At 50.9% G+C, this 19156-nt stretch carries 20 protein-coding genes; 13 read left to right on the plus strand and 7 right to left on the minus strand.

Annotated elements, in window-relative coordinates:
* Positions 1 to 55 precede the first annotated feature (55 nt).
* Positions 56 to 1147, minus strand: a complete 1092-nt coding sequence (gene mutY / locus BTA51_RS19235) for an A/G-specific adenine glycosylase (protein ID WP_210404875.1) — start codon at positions 1145 to 1147, stop codon at positions 56 to 58.
* 246 nt (positions 1148 to 1393) lie between these two features.
* On the opposite strand from mutY, the gene BTA51_RS19240 reads away from it, so the two are divergent.
* From BTA51_RS19240 to BTA51_RS19265, 6 genes are all read left to right on the plus strand, one after another.
* On the plus strand, positions 1394 to 1858 hold the full coding sequence (locus BTA51_RS19240; protein ID WP_094710224.1) for an SRPBCC family protein: 465 nt from the start codon (positions 1394 to 1396) through the stop codon (positions 1856 to 1858).
* Positions 1859 to 2038: 180 nt separating this feature from the next.
* Positions 2039 to 2632, plus strand: a complete 594-nt coding sequence (gene hisB / locus BTA51_RS19245) for an imidazoleglycerol-phosphate dehydratase HisB (RefSeq protein ID WP_094710226.1) — start codon at positions 2039 to 2041, stop codon at positions 2630 to 2632.
* A gap of 115 nt (positions 2633 to 2747) precedes the next feature.
* Positions 2748 to 3437, plus strand: coding sequence for an imidazole glycerol phosphate synthase subunit HisH (gene hisH / locus BTA51_RS19250; RefSeq protein WP_094710228.1), 690 nt, complete (start codon positions 2748 to 2750; stop codon positions 3435 to 3437).
* Between the two features lie 60 nt (positions 3438 to 3497).
* Positions 3498 to 4235 (plus strand): 1-(5-phosphoribosyl)-5-[(5-phosphoribosylamino)methylideneamino]imidazole-4-carboxamide isomerase, encoded by a 738-nt coding sequence (gene hisA, locus BTA51_RS19255; RefSeq protein ID WP_094710230.1) that lies wholly within the window; start codon positions 3498 to 3500, stop codon positions 4233 to 4235.
* Positions 4236 to 4264: 29 nt separating this feature from the next.
* Positions 4265 to 5038: an imidazole glycerol phosphate synthase subunit HisF gene (gene hisF / locus BTA51_RS19260; protein ID WP_094710232.1), complete on the plus strand. Its 774-nt coding sequence runs from the start codon at positions 4265 to 4267 to the stop codon at positions 5036 to 5038.
* 266 nt (positions 5039 to 5304) lie between these two features.
* Complete coding sequence (locus BTA51_RS19265; protein ID WP_094710234.1) at positions 5305 to 5793, plus strand: DUF2244 domain-containing protein; 489 nt, start codon at positions 5305 to 5307, stop codon at positions 5791 to 5793.
* Here BTA51_RS19265 and BTA51_RS19270 read toward each other — a convergent pair.
* The 4 genes from BTA51_RS19270 to gpmI all read right to left on the minus strand — a co-directional run bounded on the left by BTA51_RS19270 (position 5753) and on the right by gpmI (position 10929).
* A complete protein-coding gene (locus tag BTA51_RS19270; protein WP_246841097.1) occupies positions 5753 to 6616 on the minus strand; it encodes a divergent polysaccharide deacetylase family protein in 864 nt (287 codons plus the stop codon). The genes BTA51_RS19265 and BTA51_RS19270 overlap by 41 nt on opposite strands.
* A 6-nt stretch (positions 6617 to 6622) precedes the next feature.
* Complete coding sequence (locus tag BTA51_RS19275) at positions 6623 to 7966, minus strand: S41 family peptidase (protein WP_246841098.1); 1344 nt, start codon at positions 7964 to 7966, stop codon at positions 6623 to 6625.
* 54 nt (positions 7967 to 8020) lie between these two features.
* A complete protein-coding gene (locus tag BTA51_RS19280) occupies positions 8021 to 9175 on the minus strand; it encodes a murein hydrolase activator EnvC (protein WP_094710238.1) in 1155 nt (384 codons plus the stop codon).
* 209 nt (positions 9176 to 9384) lie between these two features.
* Positions 9385 to 10929 (minus strand): 2,3-bisphosphoglycerate-independent phosphoglycerate mutase, encoded by a 1545-nt coding sequence (gpmI, locus tag BTA51_RS19285; RefSeq protein ID WP_094710240.1) that lies wholly within the window; start codon positions 10927 to 10929, stop codon positions 9385 to 9387.
* A gap of 213 nt (positions 10930 to 11142) precedes the next feature.
* Here gpmI and BTA51_RS19290 point away from each other — a divergent pair, with 213 nt between their 5' ends.
* The 4 genes from BTA51_RS19290 to BTA51_RS19305 all read left to right on the plus strand — a co-directional run bounded on the left by BTA51_RS19290 (position 11143) and on the right by BTA51_RS19305 (position 13034).
* Entirely contained in the window at positions 11143 to 11559 is a 417-nt protein-coding gene (locus BTA51_RS19290; RefSeq protein ID WP_094710381.1) for a rhodanese-like domain-containing protein, read from the plus strand.
* 63 nt (positions 11560 to 11622) lie between these two features.
* On the plus strand, positions 11623 to 11886 hold the full coding sequence (gene grxC, locus BTA51_RS19295; protein WP_094710242.1) for a glutaredoxin 3: 264 nt from the start codon (positions 11623 to 11625) through the stop codon (positions 11884 to 11886).
* 144 nt (positions 11887 to 12030) lie between these two features.
* A complete protein-coding gene (gene secB / locus BTA51_RS19300) occupies positions 12031 to 12513 on the plus strand; it encodes a protein-export chaperone SecB (protein WP_094710244.1) in 483 nt (160 codons plus the stop codon).
* A 263-nt stretch (positions 12514 to 12776) separates the two neighbouring features.
* Complete coding sequence (locus BTA51_RS19305; RefSeq protein WP_094710246.1) at positions 12777 to 13034, plus strand: ribosomal protein L7/L12; 258 nt, start codon at positions 12777 to 12779, stop codon at positions 13032 to 13034.
* A gap of 112 nt (positions 13035 to 13146) precedes the next feature.
* On the opposite strand, the gene BTA51_RS19310 is transcribed toward BTA51_RS19305, so the two are convergent.
* Complete coding sequence (locus BTA51_RS19310; RefSeq protein ID WP_371333219.1) at positions 13147 to 13704, minus strand: YaeQ family protein; 558 nt, start codon at positions 13702 to 13704, stop codon at positions 13147 to 13149.
* Between the two features lie 147 nt (positions 13705 to 13851).
* Between BTA51_RS19310 and BTA51_RS19315 the strand changes: the two genes are divergently transcribed.
* The 3 genes from BTA51_RS19315 to BTA51_RS19325 all read left to right on the plus strand — a co-directional run bounded on the left by BTA51_RS19315 (position 13852) and on the right by BTA51_RS19325 (position 18197).
* Positions 13852 to 14793, plus strand: coding sequence for a ribose-phosphate pyrophosphokinase (locus BTA51_RS19315; RefSeq protein WP_094710250.1), 942 nt, complete (start codon positions 13852 to 13854; stop codon positions 14791 to 14793).
* Positions 14794 to 15001: 208 nt separating this feature from the next.
* Complete coding sequence (locus BTA51_RS19320; RefSeq protein WP_094710383.1) at positions 15002 to 16126, plus strand: AI-2E family transporter; 1125 nt, start codon at positions 15002 to 15004, stop codon at positions 16124 to 16126.
* A gap of 235 nt (positions 16127 to 16361) precedes the next feature.
* Positions 16362 to 18197 carry a BamA/TamA family outer membrane protein gene (locus BTA51_RS19325; protein ID WP_168188220.1) on the plus strand — a complete coding sequence of 612 codons (1836 nt, stop codon included), beginning with the start codon at positions 16362 to 16364 and terminating at the stop codon, positions 18195 to 18197.
* 138 nt (positions 18198 to 18335) lie between these two features.
* Here BTA51_RS19325 and BTA51_RS19330 read toward each other — a convergent pair whose 3' ends face one another.
* On the minus strand, positions 18336 to 18899 hold the full coding sequence (locus BTA51_RS19330) for a hypothetical protein (protein WP_094710254.1): 564 nt from the start codon (positions 18897 to 18899) through the stop codon (positions 18336 to 18338).
* Positions 18900 to 19156 lie beyond the last annotated feature (257 nt).

The following is a 19156-nucleotide window of genomic DNA, read 5'->3' on the forward strand; positions in this document are numbered from 1 at the left end:
CAGATCATGCTGCCTGAAAGCTCTTTCCTGCAGATTCCTCACACCTACAGATTCTTCACAATAACTGGTGTTGGGACAGATTGCCTGACGCAAGCCACTGGGAGATGGGGGCGGGCAGGGCGAGGTCGTTCTGTTCCAGATGCATCCAGGCCAAGCCTTCTTCACGAATCGCAGGAAGCGTTCCGTCGATATTCATCAAAACCGGTTTCAGTATGACGTGGTAGTGAGAGAAGGTGTGCTTGAATGGTTCGGCCAGATCAAAGTGTTTGCTGATCGGGAAATGAGGCTTCCAGCTCTCCAGGGCGGTATCCAGGTCGCTATCCTTTTCGCTTTCGGGAAAACACCATAACCCGCCCCAGATTCCTGTGGCCGGGCGTCGCTCCATCAGAAAGCGACCATCCGCATCCTGTAGCACCAACAAATATCTCTCAACAGTGGGAGTTTGCTTCTTGGGTTTGCGGGTGGGTAGATCGCTGGTTTCGTTGTTCAGGTGAGCCTGGCAGCCTGACTGGAAGGGGCACTCCACGCAGCGAGGTTTGCTTCTGGTGCAAAGAGTCGCACCCAGATCCATGATCGCCTGGGTGTAGTCCACCACTCGCTCTTCGGGTGTATAAGCTTCTGCGATCTGCCAGAGATTTTTTTCAATGGCAGGCAGACCCGGCCAGCCATGAATGCCTTCCACCCGGGTGAGTACTCGCTTGACGTTTCCGTCCAGAATGGGTTCTCTCAGATTGAAGGCTTGGGCCAAAATCGCTCCTGCGGTAGAGCGGCCAATTCCCGGGAGGGTCTGGAGTTGTTCGGTTTGTTTTGGAAACTCGCCTTCAAACTCCTGCATGACTTTGATGGCGGCCTTGTGAAGGTTTCGCGCCCGGGCGTAGTAACCAAGCCCGGCCCAGTAAACGAGAACATCATCAATCGGCGCAGCCGCCAGGTCGGCCACTTGGGGGAAGCGTTCCACAAACTTATTGAAGTAACCTATGACCGTGGATACCTGGGTTTGTTGCAGCATGATCTCGGACAGCCAGACACGATAAGGTGATCTGGGATGCTGCCAGGGGAGATCGTGGCGGCCGTGCTGATCAAACCAAGACAGCAGTTTTTGGGAAAATTCTTCTGGAATGAATGTGGTAGATAAGACTTCAGTCATGCTCTTTCTGGACTTCACAGGGTGTGCGTAGCAAACTATCCGCACCGGCATTAAGGATGGTGCTTATCGGTAATGGATGTACCGGAAGTATTTCCATCCGACAGGGCTGTGCTACTCTGAAGAAAAATGAACCGTAGCGCAACCGGCCGGTGACACAACAGGCCCTATCAAAAGGCCTACTCTGACGAGCATCTGCGTCAGAATTGATCAATGCAGAATAATAATTGAAGTTTGAAGGAGCAATCCGTGGCCGTCAGTATCACCATCGAAATCAGCCGTACATTTGACGTTGCGGCAGACTATGACACCGTCTTTGATTTACTTGCCGACGTTCCCAAATCCGCCAGTTTTTTCCCGCGCGTAGACAAGCTGGAAGATCTGGGGGATGACATATACCGCTGGGAAATGAAGAAAATCGGCGTTGACAAACATGCCATCCAGACCATTTATGCCAGCCGCTATAGTTCAGATAAAGGCAAAGGCATCATTACCTGGACGCCGGTAAAAGGGGAAGGGAACGGCGTTGTTCAGGGCTCCTGGGCAATCCAGAAAAAAGGGGATGGAACCGAATGTAAGTTCCAGACCAAAGGGGAACTGACGTTGCCTTTGCCGGGGCTGTTAAAGCTCGCCATCAGCCCGGTCGTGAAGCACGAGTTCAATTCCCTGGTGGACACATATGTCGATAATCTGAAAAAAGAATTCGGCAGCTGATCTACCCCATCCAGATAAAACCTCATTGTTGAATGCTGCCGGGCAACGGCCTGGCGGTGTTCAATAATGAGAATTCATGACCGTCATAGACGTTTTCATGCTGTCCATACGTGCTTCCATGTAGGCTACAGGCGTCGAAACGGGTATAATGCGCCTTTTTTACTGTGCCCGGAGCGATGAATGACTGAGCGCAAGGCGGAAGTAACCCGCAACACGCTGGAAACGCAAATCACCTGTTCTGTTAATTTGGATGGAACTGGTAAAGCCCGGTTTGAAACCGGTGTCCCTTTTCTGGACCACATGATGGACCAGATCGCCCGCCATGGCTTGATTGACATGGATATCGTGGCCAAGGGCGATTTGCATATTGACGCTCACCACACAGTGGAAGACATCGGAATTACCTTGGGACAAGCCGTTGCCAAAGCGATTGGTGACAAGAAAGGCATCTGCCGTTACGGCCATGCTTATGTGCCTTTGGATGAGGCTTTGTCTCGTGTGGTTATCGACTTTTCCGGCCGTCCCGGCCTTGAAATGCATGTGGACTTCACCCGTGCCATGATCGGCAACTTCGATGTGGATCTCTTCTACGAGTTCTTTCAGGGGTTTGTAAACCACGCCCAGGTGAGTCTGCACATCGACAATCTGCGTGGTCGTAATTCGCATCACCAGATTGAAACCATCTTCAAGGCTTTTGGCCGCGCTCTGCGCATGGCTATTGAGCACGATCCAAGAATGAGCGGCATCATGCCCTCAACCAAGGGCACTCTTTAACCCAAAGGGATGCAAGAGAATCTTGGATACTAGAAGCGACCGGGTTTCCTGGAAGAAACAGGGAACCGGTTTTCTGGATCTTCGCTAATTTGCTGAATCAGGACTGCGACTCAAAATGAGCACTTCTTCAAACGCTTCGTCCAATACCATTGCTGTCATCGATTATGGGATGGGAAATCTTCATTCTGTCTCCAAGGCGCTGGAACATGTGGCGCCGGATGCGCGTGTCATTGTGACAGCGGATACTCGAATCATCTCAGAAGCGGATCGGGTTCTCCTTCCTGGAGTAGGGGCCATGCGGGATTGCATGGGTGAGATCCGTCGTCTCGGCTTTGATCAACTGGTGAAAGAGATTGCCGAATCCGGGCGTCCTTTGCTGGGAGTCTGCGTTGGTATGCAGGCGATGCTTGATCATAGCGAGGAAAATAATGGGGTGGATGGCCTGGGGCTATTCAAGGGCGAAGTACGTTTCTTCGGTACTGATCTGCATGAAGCGGATCCGCAGCAAAACAATGCTGGCGAGCGTCTGAAGGTGCCTCACATGGGCTGGAATGAGGTATTCCACAGTCATGAGCATCCCCTCTGGCACAACATTACCGATGGCGACCGTTTTTACTTCGTGCATTCTTATTATGTGGATGCGGCCAACTTTGATTCTGTTGCCGGTACCTGTCACTACGGTGTGGACTTTGCAGCCGCTATTGCCAGGAATAACATTTTTGCTGCTCAGTTCCATCCGGAGAAGAGCCAGCATGCAGGCCTCCAGTTGTTGAAAAATTTTGCCGGCTGGGATGGCCGTCCCTAACGAATTTGAATTTAAACCCGGGTTAAAGCCCCCCGGACAATGACCAAACAGAGTGATTTTATGCTGATTATTCCCGCAATCGACCTGAAAGATGGAAAGTGTGTGCGCTTGAAGCAGGGCCGTATGGATGACTCCACGGTGTTCTCTGATGATCCTGTAGCGATGGCATCAAAATGGGTAGAAGCCGGTTGTCGCAGACTTCACCTGGTTGATCTCAACGGCGCATTTGCCGGCGAGCCGGTGAACGGTGAAATCGTTGCAGCCATTGCGAAGAAGTACCCTGATCTGCCAATCCAGATCGGTGGCGGTATCCGGGATTTCGACACCATTGAACATTATCTCAAGGCCGGTGTGCAGTATGTCATTATTGGCACCAAGGCGGTGAAAGAGCCTGAATTCGTCAAGCAGGCCTGTCAGCAGTTTCCTGGCCATATTATTGTCGGTATCGACGCCAAAGACGGTTGGGTGGCGACAGAAGGCTGGGCTGATATCAGCACCATCCAGGCGACAGATCTTGCACTCAAATTCAAGGACGCAGGCGTATCCTCCATCGTATACACCGATATTGCCCGTGACGGCATGATGCAAGGCGTGAACGTGGAAGCCACGGCGCTTCTGGCCAAGGTCTCCGGACTGCCGATTATTGCCTCTGGTGGCGTCACTGATATGAACGACATTAAGCGCCTTCGGGAAGTTTCAGATGCCGGTATCGTCGGTGCCATCACCGGCCGCGCGATCTATGAAGGGACTCTGGATGTTAAAGAGGCCCAGGATTATTGTGATTCACAGGCGTCCTAATCTTCGCAGCAGGCAGTGAGGTAAATTTTATGTCTTTAGCCAAACGCATCATTCCCTGCCTCGACGTGGACAAAGGTCGCGTGGTGAAAGGGGTGCAATTTGTTGATATCCGTGACGCAGGCGATCCGGTGGAAGTGGCCAAGCGCTATGACGAGCAGGGCGCTGACGAAATCACGTTTCTGGATATCACGGCCAGTCATGAAGATCGTGGTACCACTGTTCATACCGTTGAGCGCATGGCCAGCCAGGTGTTCATTCCACTGACGGTGGGTGGCGGCATTCGTAAGCTTGAAGATATCCGCACAATGCTAAACGCGGGTGCGGACAAAGTGAGTATCAATACGGCTGCCGTATTTAACCCTGAGTTTGTAGGGGAGGCGGCCGCTAAATTTGGTAATCAGTGTATCGTTGTTGCCATTGATGCCAAGAAAGTTTCGGCAGAAGGAGAGCCGGACCGTTGGGAAATTTTTACTCATGGCGGACGCAAGCCCACAGGTTTGGAAGCAGTGGAATGGGCTCAAAGGATGGTGGGCTATGGAGCCGGTGAGATCCTTCTGACCAGTATGGATCGCGACGGTACCAAAAACGGTTTCGATTTAGCGCTCACCCGTGCCATCAGCGATGCGGTTTCGGTTCCTGTTATTGCCTCAGGTGGCGTTGGGAATCTTCAGCACTTGGTTGATGGTGTCAAACAAGGTGGTGCCGACGCGGTTCTCGCCGCCAGCATATTCCATTTTGGTGAATACAGCATTCCTGAAGCCAAGAAATTTATGGCGGAACAAGGAGTTGAGGTGCGCTTATAGCGCGCCTTTTCTCTGCATATTTACCTGTCTATTTCTCTTTCTATCCATATTCCGTCACACCTCACTTAATCTCTCCACTCATTATCCAATTTCCTACTATTCACCATTCAAATTCCTACTATTCTTCACCCAAAATCCTACTACTCTTAAAGTATTGCCGCTTAGACTTGAATAGGGGCTGGCAATAATCGTAGCCGTTGATGTAGATGGCTGGTGGAGCTAATAGAGCAAGTGGCAGGTGAATTGGTGATGCTGGTGACACTGTCATGTTAAAAGTAACGCCGGGCGAAGACGAAGCCTGTGCTCGTATCGTGCTAACGCCGAATAATTCGGCTGGGTGGCGAGGAAACCGGGTGTTTCTGATGTTGGCTGGGGGCGTTACCGCAATTGTCGCGACCATGTCATTGCTGGTGGGGGCTGCGTTGGTGGTCTTCTTTTGCGGTGCGGAGATAACGCTCCTGTTTATTGCCTTGCGCTATGTAAGCCGTCAGTGCGCATCGCAGGAAGTGGTGCAGCTGAGCCCCTATGAAGTCCTGATTCAGCGAGGCGTCAAAGCACCGGAGCAGCAATGGTCCTTTCCCAGACTCCATACCCGAATACTGATAGAAACTGATGATTCAAAAAGCCAGCAGATAAGCGTTCAGTGTCAGGATGTTTCTGTTCCGATAGGTCGATTTTTAAATGAGCGGGAACGCCAGCAACTCATTTCCAACCTTAAAGGGTTGGTTTCTCATTATCGGCATCTTTATCTTTGATGTGATTGGTTGATACGGCTATCAGACGGGCGCCGGAGTCCTTGTCGTCGGAATCAAACATGGCCACGGCATTATGGCGCATCGCCCAGAGACCCTTAACCGTAGCGATAGCAACACCTTCCTGGCCGAGGAGGGGGATCGCTCTTTCAAGGTACTCAATGGTTTCTTTATGAGGATGTCCAATAGCGATGGCAGAGCCTTTTTTCTTGGCAATGGAGAGCAGGCGTTTGAACTGAAAGTCGATGGCCTCTGTAGTGATCTCGTGATCCAGGAATACGTCCCGGCCCAGAGACGGAATGGCATTTTCGACGGCGACATCATAGGCCACTGACATGGCGGTCGTTCGACTGTCAACAAAATACAACGGATATGAACTAAGCTCCCGCATCAGCAGGCCCATGGCCTGGCGATTCTGCGTCAATGCGCTGCCCATGTGGTTGTTCATGCCGCTGACATAGGGGATTGAGCGCAATGCGCGACGAAAGGTGATGACCATTTGCAGGCTTCCCATGTCACTGGTCAGACCTGACGCCCCCAACGGCAGGCTCTTGGTGTTTTCCATGGGGGCATGAAGCATGATTTCTTTGCCGCTGGCATGGGCGAGGCGTGCCTGATCTTCCGTATAGGGGCGAAAAGGTAAAAAGGCGAGAGTCAGAGGTGCAGGGATATTAATCGCCCGTTGCCCCATTTCCCTATAGTTGCCCATGTCATCAATGATGATGGCAATCGTTGGAGGAGGGCGATCCTCTTCGATCGCTGCGGCTGAAGTGTGGGCCGCCACAAGGAGGAGGCCCATGCCGCCGAGGATGGATCGCCAGCTCAAACGTGCTTATCCCTTTGCAGTATTCTGAGGTTTGATAATGCTCAGCCCTTTGAGCAGGTTGAGTGCTTCCCGAAGTTGAAAGTCTTTGGCGATGATTTCTTTCGTCGCGGGATTTTCTGCGCCTTCAGACTTTGATTCATCGCTGTTACCGTTAAGCAGGTGCCCGGAAAGGTCAGCTTCCTTAAACACGGGTTGTGATTCCATTTCGGTGATCGTTGCGCGTTGAACCTTGATGTCCGGAACGATACCCAGTGCCTGGATAGATCGGCCGCTTGGAGTGTAGTAGCGCGCGGTGGTCAGCTTCAGGCCATACTCTTCGTCCAGAGGAAGAACGGTCTGCACGCTACCTTTGCCGAAACTTTCGGTACCGAGAATAACGGCTCTGTGATGATCCTGCAGCGCACCGGCGACGATCTCTGACGCAGAAGCGGAGCCGCCGTTTACCAACACAACCACCGGGGCGCCATCAATTTTGTCCCCGGGAGTGGCGGTAAAGCGTAGTTTGGAACTTTTGATGCGTCCGTCGGTGTACACAATCAGTCCATCGTCCAGCAGGGCATCAGATACTTCCACCGCTGCCTGGAGAACACCTCCGGGGTTGTTTCGGAGGTCGAGTATGACACCTTTGAGTCCGTCAGGACTATCCTCCTTCAGCTTATCCAACGCTTTAGCGAACTCAGAGCCGGTCTGAGCCTGGAATTGGGTGATTCGTACATAACCATAACCCGGCTCCAACGTCATATTCTTTACACTGGTAACCCGGATGATGTCGCGCAGGACTTCTATGTCTGTGGGGCCGTCAGAGTTCCGCTTGACCACGGTCAGTTTGATCGGTGTTCCTGGCTTGCCGCGCATTTTGTTTACGGCTTCTTCCAGTGACATACCTTTGACTGACTGGTCATCGAGCTTGATGATCAAGTCTCCGGCTTCAATGCCGGCTTTTTGGGCTGGAGTATCGTCAATTGGCGCGATTACTTTAATGAATCCGTCTTCCATGCCGACTTCTATGCCCAAACCGCCGAATTCGCCAGTGGTGGATTCCTGCAGGTCATCAAAAGCGCTGGGTTCCAGATATGAGGAGTGGGGGTCCAGGCCCGAGAGCATTCCGCGGATCGCATTGTTCAGGAGGGTGGTGTCGTCCACGTCTTCCACGTAGGCTTTTTTAATACGATCGAAGACTTCTGCAAATTTACGTAGATCATCCAGTGGGAGTTGTGCTGACGGGGCCTGATCCGCTTGTTTCATGCCGTCAGTTTGACCGGTATCGGTTGTGTCCGCAGGTTCATCTGCCCACACTCCAAAAGGCAAAGCCAAGGCCAGTACAGCGCCTGCGATTGTAAGTCTTTTCACTCTAGACACCACTCTATCGTTGTATTCCTGCTGCATCGCGTTTACGCGAAACATTTATTTAAGCCACTTTGCGGGGTTGTCTGGTTTTCCTTTATGACGTATTTCAAAGTATAGCCCGCTTTCCTGTTGTCCACCGCTATTGCCGGCGCTGGCTATCAACTCCCCACTGTTGACCCAGTCCCCCGTATCTTTCAACAGAGCCTGGTTGAAGCCATAGAGGCTCATGTAGCCGTCACCGTGATCGATGATCATTAACAGGCCGAAGCCCCTTAGCCAGTCAGAAAACACGACTCGTCCATGATGAACCGCTTTTACAGGGGTGTTAACCGGCACGGAAAAAAAGACCCCAGGCATTCTGAAGTTTTTACCGCCGGCAGAGCGACCGAAATTCCGTTGCATTTTTCCAGACGTCGGCCAGGGTAATTTAGCACGGAGTTTGGCAAAAGGCACCGAATCCTGCGTTAACTCTAGGTTAGATATGGTTTTTTCGACTTCCTGGACAAGGGTTTCCAACTGCTGTTGGTCCTTTTCCATGCGGACAAGTTCGTTTTTCTTATAATTCAAGCTTTTGGTGAGCTTGGCCAGTGTGACAGCGCGTTCTTTTCGCTGGCCTTCAAGGTTTTCCCTGGCGCGGGCCAGATTGTTGCGGAAGCTGATTAACTCCTGATTACGCTCAAGGATTCCGGCCCGGGTCTGTTTAAGTTGATCTATGGTGTCCCGATATTCTTCTATCTGGTCGCCGCGGGCTCTGTTCAGGTAACCGTAGTAGTTCATTAGTCGCTGTAGTTTGAGAGGATCTTCGGCATTGAGCAGCAGCTTGATACCCTGTTCCTGTCCCATGGCGTAAGCGGCCCTGATCTGTTTACCCAATAACGCTTGTTGCTGGTTGAGAGAGGCCAGATGTTCCTTTTCTTCGGATTCCAGCTCTCGTATCTGCGCCTCGGTGTCATGAATATCCGATTCAATGGCATTGATTTCACGTACTTTGGCCTGAATCTTTTCTTCGGTGGCCCTCAAGTCCTTTTCCAGCTGACTTTGTTCCCCACGTGCCCCGTCAATCCAGGTACGTAGTTTGGAAATATTCTGCTTCAGTGCATCCAGCTTTTGTTGCTGCAGCTCATGATCCTCCCACTGCTCTGAACCGGAAAGGACCGGTTGGCTAAAGCACAGGCATAGAAAAATAATGAGGTAGCGAAAAGGCGACTGCATAAAGGCGTAATAACGTCAGTGTTTATCGTTAGTTTGGATCAAAAGATCGTCAGTATGGTTTACAAATTGTTGCCATGGATCTAGCGGCGAAACCGAGTTCTGTCCGTGTTAATCCGGTGGGAGTATAGAGGAGATTACAGGTGTTGGGCAAAAGGGTAATAGAGGACCACTTTCCCTGAGGAGCCAGGGAAAGTGGTTTGGAAAAACGATCAGGAAGCCTGAATCAGGGATTCGCCGGTCATTTCTGCAGGTTTCTCAATGTTCATTAACGCCAGCAGGGAAGGCGAAATGTCACAAAGTCTGCCGTCGGCTTTCAGGGAAATCTGTCGTGGACCGATATACACCAGTGGAACAGGGCCTGTCGTATGCTGAGTATGCGGGTGACCGTTCTCATCCAGCATTTGCTCTGCGTTGCCGTGGTCAGCCGTAATCAGGCACTGGCCGCCGACTTCATTCAGAGCGTCAGACACTCTTTGCAGGCATTGGTCGAGCGCTTCCGCTGCTTTGACCGCGGCATCATAGTTACCGGTGTGGCCGACCATATCGCCGTTCGCAAAGTTGCAGACAATCAGGTCGTAGCGTCCGGACTTGATGGCTTCTACCAGTTTATCGGTGACTTCAGGCGCACTCATCTCCGGCTTGAGGTCGTAGGTGGCGACATCAGGAGATGGGATCAATACGCGTTCTTCGCCTGCGTATTCTTCTTCCTGTCCACCGCTGAAGAAAAAGGTCACATGGGCATATTTTTCGGTTTCAGCGATACGAAGCTGGGTCTTTCCGAGCTTGGAGAGGTACTCTCCCATGCCGTTCACCAGGGTGGAGGGAGGGTAGGCGCAGGTGGTTTTGATGCTTGCCGCATATTCCGTCAGCATGACAAAGTCAGTTAACTTGGGAGTGGCGGTGCGTTCGAAACCACTGAAGTCGGTGTCCACGAAGGCGCGGGTGAGTTCTCTTGCCCGATCCGGACGAAAGTTCATGAAAATCACACTGTCGCCGTCTTTTATCGCCGCGTCTGCCTCGCCTTCAGCCTGAATGCGGGTGGCTTTGACAAACTCATCGTCCTCACCGCGTTCATAAGCTGCTTCCAGTGCCTGCGCGGCGCTTTGGGCAGTAAACTCGCTTTTCCCCAGAGTCAGCAGGTCATAGGCTTGTTGTACCCGATCCCAGCGGTTGTCGCGGTCCATGGCGAAGTAGCGTCCAACGATAGAGGCAACCCTTCCACAACCGAGTTCGGACATCAGGCTGGAAGCTTTCTCCAGTGAAGGGCCGGCGCTCCTGGGCGGAGTATCGCGACCGTCGAGAAATGCGTGGATGTAAACTTCTTTGGCTCCCCGGGCTTTGGCGATCCGGCAGATTTCAAAAATATGCTCTTCGTGGCTGTGTACGCCGCCCGGAGATAACAGCCCAAGAATGTGGACGGCTTTTCCTGCATCGGTGGCCTTGTCGATGGCGTTGGTCAGTGCCGGTAGCTCGGCGAAGGTGCCGTCGGCGATGTCTTTATTGATGCGGGTATAGTTCTGGTAAACGATGCGTCCTGCTCCAAGGTTCATGTGGCCTACCTCGGAATTACCCATCTGGCCGTCCGGCAGGCCTACAGCCATGCCTGAAGTTTGGATCAGAGTATGTGGCAGATCTTTCCAGATCTTGTCCCAGAACGGGGTGTTGGCGTGGGCAATGGCGTTGTTGTCTTGTTCTTCTCTGTAGCCCCAGCCATCCAGTATAAAGAGTGCAGTTGGTATGCGTTTGTCTGTCATGGTCGGTCTTACTCCTAGAATTCCCGAGTATTTTACCCAGATTAAGACCTAATGTCCTGATTCGGGCAATTGTCTCTTTGTATGAGGCCAATAGGCGGGCTGGTTATTTCGATAGCAAACTGGGGAAAGTGAACCGAAATGGTGCAAAGCAGGCGCTTCTGAAACCTGTCTGTGATGTGTATAATGCCCGAGTTTTTTACGGTGGAAGAGGTTATGGAGAAGTTTCTATTTTTTGCGATGGATCATTGGATCCTAAGCTCGCTATTCGTAGCGCTCTTGGTGGCGTTGCTGTTGACTGAGCGTAAGCGCGGCGGCAAAGCCGTGACTCCCCAACAGGCAGTTATGCTGTTGAACAAAGAGCAGGCCGTGGTGGTGGATGTCCGGGATAAGAAGGAAACTTCCGAAGGCGTTATCCGTGGCTCCATTCTCATTCCTTTCAGCTCACTGAAGGACAGAGCCTCGGAACTGGAGAAGCATAAGGAAAAGATCATTATTGTGGCGGACAAGATGGGACAGCACTCCAGTATGGCGGTGCGTACACTTTCCGGTGCAGGCTTTAGCAACGTGCAGCGTCTTTCCGGCGGTGTGGTTGAGTGGAAAAACGCCAATCTTCCCCTGGCGAAAAAATAGTGTATTCGGCACTCTTCAGCGAGTGCCTCCTCTAAGGCCATTTTGGCCGGAATCGTAATAGATATGTCTCAGAATAAACCGGTAACCATTTACACTACACAGTTCTGTCCTTATTGTATTCGGGCCAAGCGATTGCTGGAGTCCAAGGAAGTTGGCTTTGATGAGATCAAGGTCGACTTTGATGCAGCGAAACGTGGTGAAATGACGGAACGGAGTGGAAGACGCACCGTTCCCCAGATTTGGATAGGCGATCAGCATATCGGTGGCTGTGACGAATTGTACGCACTGGAGAGAGCCGGAAGTCTGGATGGTTTTCTGGCGGAATAGTCGGGGGCCGAAGTTACATTGGGCGAAACATCTATTCGGTGTCTTGTTCATTAAATTTGCACATTGATCTGTTAGTACCTGTTCCCTGTAAGCTTTGTGCGAATTGCATTACTCGTTATAAATATTGAAACCTAAGGTAAGCTCATGGCTGAAGAACAAAATCCACAACAACCCAAATTTGCATTGCAGCGTATTTACTTGAAAGACCTGTCATTCGAATCTCCGAATGCGCCTGCAACTTTCCAACAGGAATGGAAACCTCAGGTCAATATGGATCTGAATACAGAAAACAACCAGCTCAGTGAAAACCAGTGGGAAGTGACTTTGACACTGACAATCACTGCGAAGGTTGGCGATAAGTCTGCGTTCCTGGTGGAAATTCAACAGGCAGGTGTTTTCCTGATTGAAGGTCTGAACCCGCAGCAACTGGCGCAGACGCTTGGCGCATTTTGTCCAAACCTTTTGTTCCCTTATGCTCGTGAAACTGTAGACACAATGGTTGTTAAAGGCAGTTTCCCTGCACTGATGCTGCAACCGGTCAACTTCGACGCTATTTACGCTGAAGCCGTCCGTCGCAAGCAACAAGCTGCAGCGAGCGAAGAAGCTGCTGAAGCACCTAAGCATTAATTTGCTGAGGGCGGTTCTGTCCAGGATCGCCCTTTCTATTTTTCCATTACCCTATTTTCCACTATCCAATTTTTCCGCGTTTCTATTCAGCGCGATTCTATTTCACTTCTATATATAGCCCTTCGCCATAGACCCCCTGCCACTTCAGAACTCCTTTAACCTCTATATATCCGCCATCGGTTTTTCCACATTCATGTTTCGCTGCTAATCTGTCTAAAGCCCGGAGCTGATTCCGTGCTGAAGATTTTGAGGTTGGTGTCTGTATGGAAAATTTAAGCCCGGTAACGATTGGGATTATTGTTGTGGCTGTGATTCTGGTACTTGTTGCGATCAAATCACGTGGCAAGGAAGGGGGAACAATTAATAGCATACCGGTTCCGCCGGCGGATCAGGCGACGGATGAAGACATCCGTAAACTGGCCGGGTCCGGTAAGAAAATTCAGGCTATTAAGTTGTATCGCGAGAAATATGGCGTGGGCCTGAAGGAAGCGAAGGAGGCTGTTGAGGCTCTAGTGGAATAAATGAGGCGATTGCAGATGAAGAGATTTTGATGCCGGGATCCGCCGTAGACGACGGATTGGGTCTACGGCAGTACGATCAATCTCTGGAACAAGGGGCAAGTCTCTGGGGCTCTCAACCCTCAGGAAATAGGGTCTTTAACTCAAAGCTCAGGTTGTTCGTTGCATCGCTGAGCCATAGCTGACCATCCTGAATTGTGCATTGTAAATCCATTGTTCGTGCGGCCATGACCGCCATACTCGCCAGAGTTTCCTGATCTATGCTATAGATCCTCAGGTTGTCGAACCGAACCAGATCCTTCTGATTTTTCTGCCACCACACGGGGGTTGCCCTGTCACCGTAGGCGACAATCACAACCTGGTCTGCTCGTCCACAGGCCTTTCTGATCCGACTCTCTTCCGGCAGGCCGAGATCAATCCATAATTCAATCTCATCACTCAGGGATTTTGTCCATAAGTCCGGTTCGTCCTGAGTAGACAGCCCTTTGGTGAATTGAAGTCTTTCATCAGCAAACAGCGCAAAAACGGCCAGCCGCAGCATCATGCGCTCGTCGGTTTCAGAAGGGTGGCGGGCAACGGTCAGCGGGAAATCGCCGTAAACGTTGCGGTCCATATCAGCAATATGCAGGGTGGCTTTAAAAATAGTGGACTTCAGGGCCATTGATTTGAGCACTCAGGGTTCGATTTGCATGAAATTTGTGGCGAGTCTGCCATAATATGCGCCGTTTATACCAGTCGCATGATTCAGATGATGAACTGACAGGTCTCTGGACATGACATCAATGAACTTTACTTATCGCAGGTGAGTCGAGACAGCAGCATGAAAGACGTACTCAGAATATTCTCCGGTAATTCCAACCCTTCCCTGGCCAAAGAAATTTGTAGCAACCTGGGAATGGAGTTAAGTCCAATGGAAGTTTCCCGATTCTCCAATGACAACCTGCATGTGCAGATTCAGGATAACGTACGGGAAAGGGATGTCTTCATCGTGCAGTCTTTCACTCAGCCGGTAAGTGACCATATCATGGAGCTGATGATCGCGATCGATGCGCTGCGCAGTGCCTCTGCCCGTCGTATTACTGTCGTGATTCCGTACTACTCTTACGCTCGCTCAGACAAGAAAGACGCTCCCAGAATCTCTATTACCGGCCGTCTGATTGCAGATTTGCTGCAGACTGCCGGTGCTAACCGGGTGCTGACAATGGACCTGCATGCGGATCAGGTGCACGGTTTCTTTAATATTCCTGTGGACCATCTGACAGCTCTTCCTCCCATGGCGCAATATATTCAGGAGCACCACGATACTTCCAATATGGTCGCGGTGGCCACTGATGCCGGCGGAGCCAAAAGGGTGGGGAAATTCTCTTCTCGCCTGAATGTTCCCATGGCGATTATCGACAAACGTCGTGTCAGTGATACCCAGGTTAAGCAAGGTGTTGTGGTTGGTGATGTTAAAGGAAAAGACGCCATCATCTTCGAGGATGAAATCTCGACTGCCGGCACCCTGATTTCGACGGTTGAAACCCTGCTGGCCGCCGGAGTGAAAAGTGTCCACGCTGCCGCCACTCATGGGGTATTGTGCGGCCCGGCCATTGAGCGTATTCAGAATTCGGGTATTGAATCTGTCATCGTGACCAATACCGTGGATATTCCTGAAGAAAAGCGCATCAGCAAAATTACCCCGCTGTCGGTTGCCCCTTTGTTTGCAGAGGCCATCAAGCGTATTCACACCGGTGAAAGCGTGGGTGCATTGTTTACCTGAGGCTGTAGAGTCTAGGTGCCTAAGGTAGTAGAACCTGTTACCTGAAGCGGCAGAACCTGATTCAGGTATTACATATCTGATTTGGTAGTGCTGAAACTGATACAGTGCAGCTTAATTGAACCAGCACGACGCTTTTACTCTATTCCAATAGGGCTCACCTGAATGTGGTGTGCCCTGCCGGATTTCCCAGAAGATGATGAGGGATTTTATGACGAAGAAACTGGAAGACGGATCATTCCTGATCCTTTTGGTCGCCGTATCGATTGGATTTGGCATGATGATTATGCCTTTCTTTTCCGCCATTTTCTGGGCAGCGGTGCTGGTCATACTTTTTAGTCCGTTACACCGTTTTTTAACCAGTAAGCTCAACCAGGGGCCTAGTGTCAGTGCGCTGATTTCCCTGGTTGCCAGTCTGTTGATTGTTGTTATTCCCGTGTCATTGATCGTTGCCATGCTGGGAGTTGAGCTAGCAGATCTATACCAGGGAATTAAGTCCGGCGATATTCCTGTTCAGGTTTGGGTCGATAAATTGAAGTCGGCTATTCCTGTAGTGCAGGAGTTGGCTGAACGTTTTGATATTGATCTGGCGAACATCAATAAACAGCTTTCCTCTGCTGCTCTTGCCGCAAGTAAGGTTTTTGCCTCCCAGGCGGTCAGCGTCGGCCAGGAGTATGTGAACTTCCTGATCAATTTTGTGTTGATGTTATACCTGACATTTTTCTTCCTGCGTGATGGGGACTCTCTGATCCAGCTGATGATTCGGGCGCTGCCTTTGGGGGATGATCGTGAGCGTCACCTGCTTGGGAAATTTGCCGAGGTTTCCAGGGCTGTGGTGAAAGGCAATCTGGTGGTTGCTACCGTTCAAGGGGCACTTGGCGGAATCATCTTTGGCATCCTGGGGCTGCCCGGAGCTGTGCTTTGGGGGGTGGTCATGGTGATTCTGTCCTTGCTCCCGGCGGTAGGGTCAGCGCTTGTCTGGGGACCTGCAGCGGCCTTTCTGTTAATTAGCGGCCAATACGTTTCAGGTATCATTCTGGTGTTGTTCGGCATATTTGTTATTGGGCTGGTCGATAATGTGTTGAGGCCGATACTGGTGGGCCGAGACACTAAAATGCCGGACTTTATGGTCTTGCTCTCCACGCTGGGCGGCATTGGACTATTCGGATTGAATGGATTTGTTATTGGTCCGATTCTGGCTGCATTATTCCTGGCGTTCTGGCAGATTTTTATGGACGAATTCAACCCGGCCTCTGATGAGGATGGAGCGGCGGAGCTGCTGATAACCGGCGACAAAAAGCCGACAGCAGCCGAGTCTGATGGGGCCGAATCGTAAAACTGAGTAAAGTCTCGATATATAAATGTGATGCAGATTCCGACCGGGAGCTACACTTAATAATAAGCAGTGCAGGGATGGGAATATTTCTGCAGCGCCGCAGGATAACCTGATACCGGCGCTTTCATGGGGCTGGAAAGGGACCTCCGGCGGGAGGAATCTGAAAGCATTGAATATGTGTTGTGGTACCCGTCAATCTAGACTGAGCCTTGCCTTCACGGTCGGTATGATGGGCTTGTGTACAGGCCTTTTTCCCTATACGGCATTCGCCGAAGAGCTATCTGTTAATCGTCAGGGGGCCAGTAACCAGGGGGTCAATAGCCAGGATGCCAATAGCCTGGACCAAAGTGGCCAAGATCAATTTAGCCTGGAGCAAGATAGCCAAGTCCAAAATAATAATAACCAAGGCGCAAATCGCCAAAGCCAGGACAACCTTGAGCCCTCTGCACAGGAAGGCAATGAGTGTGTGGAGGCCACGGCCAATCCTGCCAACCTGGATCTCGATAATCTGGAAAACGGCGTCGGTTCATTCCCGGAAGTCCCAGAAGGGGCTGTCATTCGCAACATTGAAATCTATCCTCAGGATATTTATCACGACTATGGTGAGGAAGAAAATCTTCGGTGGTATGAGCGCACAGTCAATGCTTTGCATCCGGTCACTTTCGAATCCGCCATAAAGTCTCAGCTGCTTTTTTCCCGCGGCGACACTTACGACAAAGATTTGATCGATGAATCGGAGCGTAGTCTTCGGCGCAGTTCTTATCTCTACAATGCTCAGATCGTAGCCTCCCGTGTATGTGGCAATGTTGTCGACCTTGCTGTAGTTACCCGTGATCTCTGGACGCTGTTGCCCACCGTTGGACTTTCCCGCTCAGGTGGACAAAACCGCACCATTTTGGGGTTGAGCGATCAGAACTTTTTCGGCACCGGTAAAAAAGTATCCTTTAGCCGTGAAGAAGAGGAGGGCAAGGTGGAATACAGCGTTGACTACTTTGATCCCAATCTCTTTGGGAGTCGCTGGCAAGCAGGTTTCCAGCTTGCAGACAGTGATGATGGCGAGCGGCAGAGTGGTCAGGTCGGGTATCCGTTTTATCGCGCAGGGGCCCCCTGGTCATTTAAAGCTGCAGGCTTTCACGAGATCAGGAACGACGAGCGATTCTTCCGGGATGAGAGCATTAATGAGTTTCAACACAACATCGAGCTGTACGATGTCAGTTATGGTCTGTCCACATTCTTTGATGGCAGCCGGGAAGAGAGGCTGTATTTTGGGGCGGCGGTAGAAAACCACCAGTTTAGTGTGGTGCCTGAAACCACAGGAGAAATTCCTGCCGACCGTAAGCTGAGATATCCATGGGTTGGGTATGAGTGGCGAGATAATGAATATCTAAAGGCATTTAATATCAGCCAGATTCAACAGGTGGAAGATATTTCGCTGGGATGGCGAAATGCTGTCAACCTGGGGTGGTCGGATCGATCGTTTGGAGCAACATCAGATCAATTGGTGGTGAAAGGTGAAAGTCGCTACCGGCATGGTGACACTTTCCATTTAGGGACACTGGCATTGAAGGGTGAAGGCTACTGGGACTTTGATGACAAAACCAGTGAAAATGCAACGTTAACCCTGGCGGGTGATTTCACTCAGTTGAATGATGAGCGTGACCGAGCCTGGTTTACCTCACTCACTTTCAACTACGTTCATAACCTCACTCTGGATAACCAGTTGTTATTGGGGGGCAGTAGCGGATTAAGAGGTTACCCCTCTAATTATCAGACTGGTTCCCATAGTTTTCTGTTTTCCGCGGAACGGCGTTTCTTTTGGGATTGGTATCCGCTGAAGACATTTCATGTTGCGGGTGTGACCTTCTTTGATGCGGGGCGGGCCTGGTTTCCCGGCCGGGATAACGGGGTGAATGGAAAGGTCTTAAAGGATGTGGGGGTTGGTATTCGGGTGACATCCAGCAGGATCAGGGTAACCCGGGTGTTGCATATGGATCTGGCATTTCCTTTGGACCGGGATGACGATGATATAGATAAGATGCAATTAGTGTTAAGGGGGCAGCAGACATTCTAGAAAACTTCTGAAAAACCACCTGTGTTGTCATTGCTGTGTCAAAGTTGGCTTTGGTGGCCCCGCCAACGTTTTTCAGAGGCTCTCTGGGAGCAGGTAAGTCGGATGGGGACGCGGTATCAGCGTCCCCTTATTCCCCCGTTATTCGCCGCTTGACGAAAACTTCAGATAACCGTCTTTCCTTAGAGTCATATTGTTATTGCCGAAGTTTTTGGTTCCCGGGCAATTATAGACAATAACGGACAGCTTGAGTTGCCCGCCTTCCAGGTTGGCATATTCACCAGTTCCCTGTACCGGATTAATAGTTTCTATCGCTCTCATCGGTTCGCCTGTGCTGCAGAACATATCTCCACTGATAGGAACGATGGAGTCGTCCTGGGTATATACAGTTCCTGTACGTTCATCATTGACCAGCACATGTTGAGCCAGGAATGTGGATGTATCAACTTTACCGCGAACCAACCCATATACCAGCATATATCGACGAATACGGACTCGCTCCTCATCGGGAAGTTTGGTCCAGTTTTCTCTCTCCAGGAAAACGGTGAATCTGCCCAGCTGTTCGGGTTGGGTGATGCCGATTTCCGTGGTGGTAATACTTCCGAGCATTGGCCGGTAAGTGCCGTCCAGCTCGCCGCTTAGATACCCTGCATTGGTGATGGTCGCAAATGCAGTCAGGCCGACTGCTAGAATTGTTTTTTTCATCTCGTTAAATCCTTGATTTTTAGTTCTTCCAAATTGATCAACTGACTTGTTGATAGTCACCTTAAGCTTAGGATGCTAATCCCATTCCGAACATCGGCTTTTTGGATGATCAAGAGGTTAGTGGCATGCCTGATTGAGTTGGGTCAAATGGGATAGGACTGGGTTTTGGGCAAGCGATTACTCAGTGCGGTCGGTTACTAAAAACAAACACAATAATACATTATGTTTTTGGTTGTTTTGTATCCAGGGGAGGTTCG

Source organism: Hahella sp. CCB-MM4, assembly GCF_002260525.1.
GTDB lineage: Bacteria > Pseudomonadota > Gammaproteobacteria > Pseudomonadales > Oleiphilaceae > Hahella.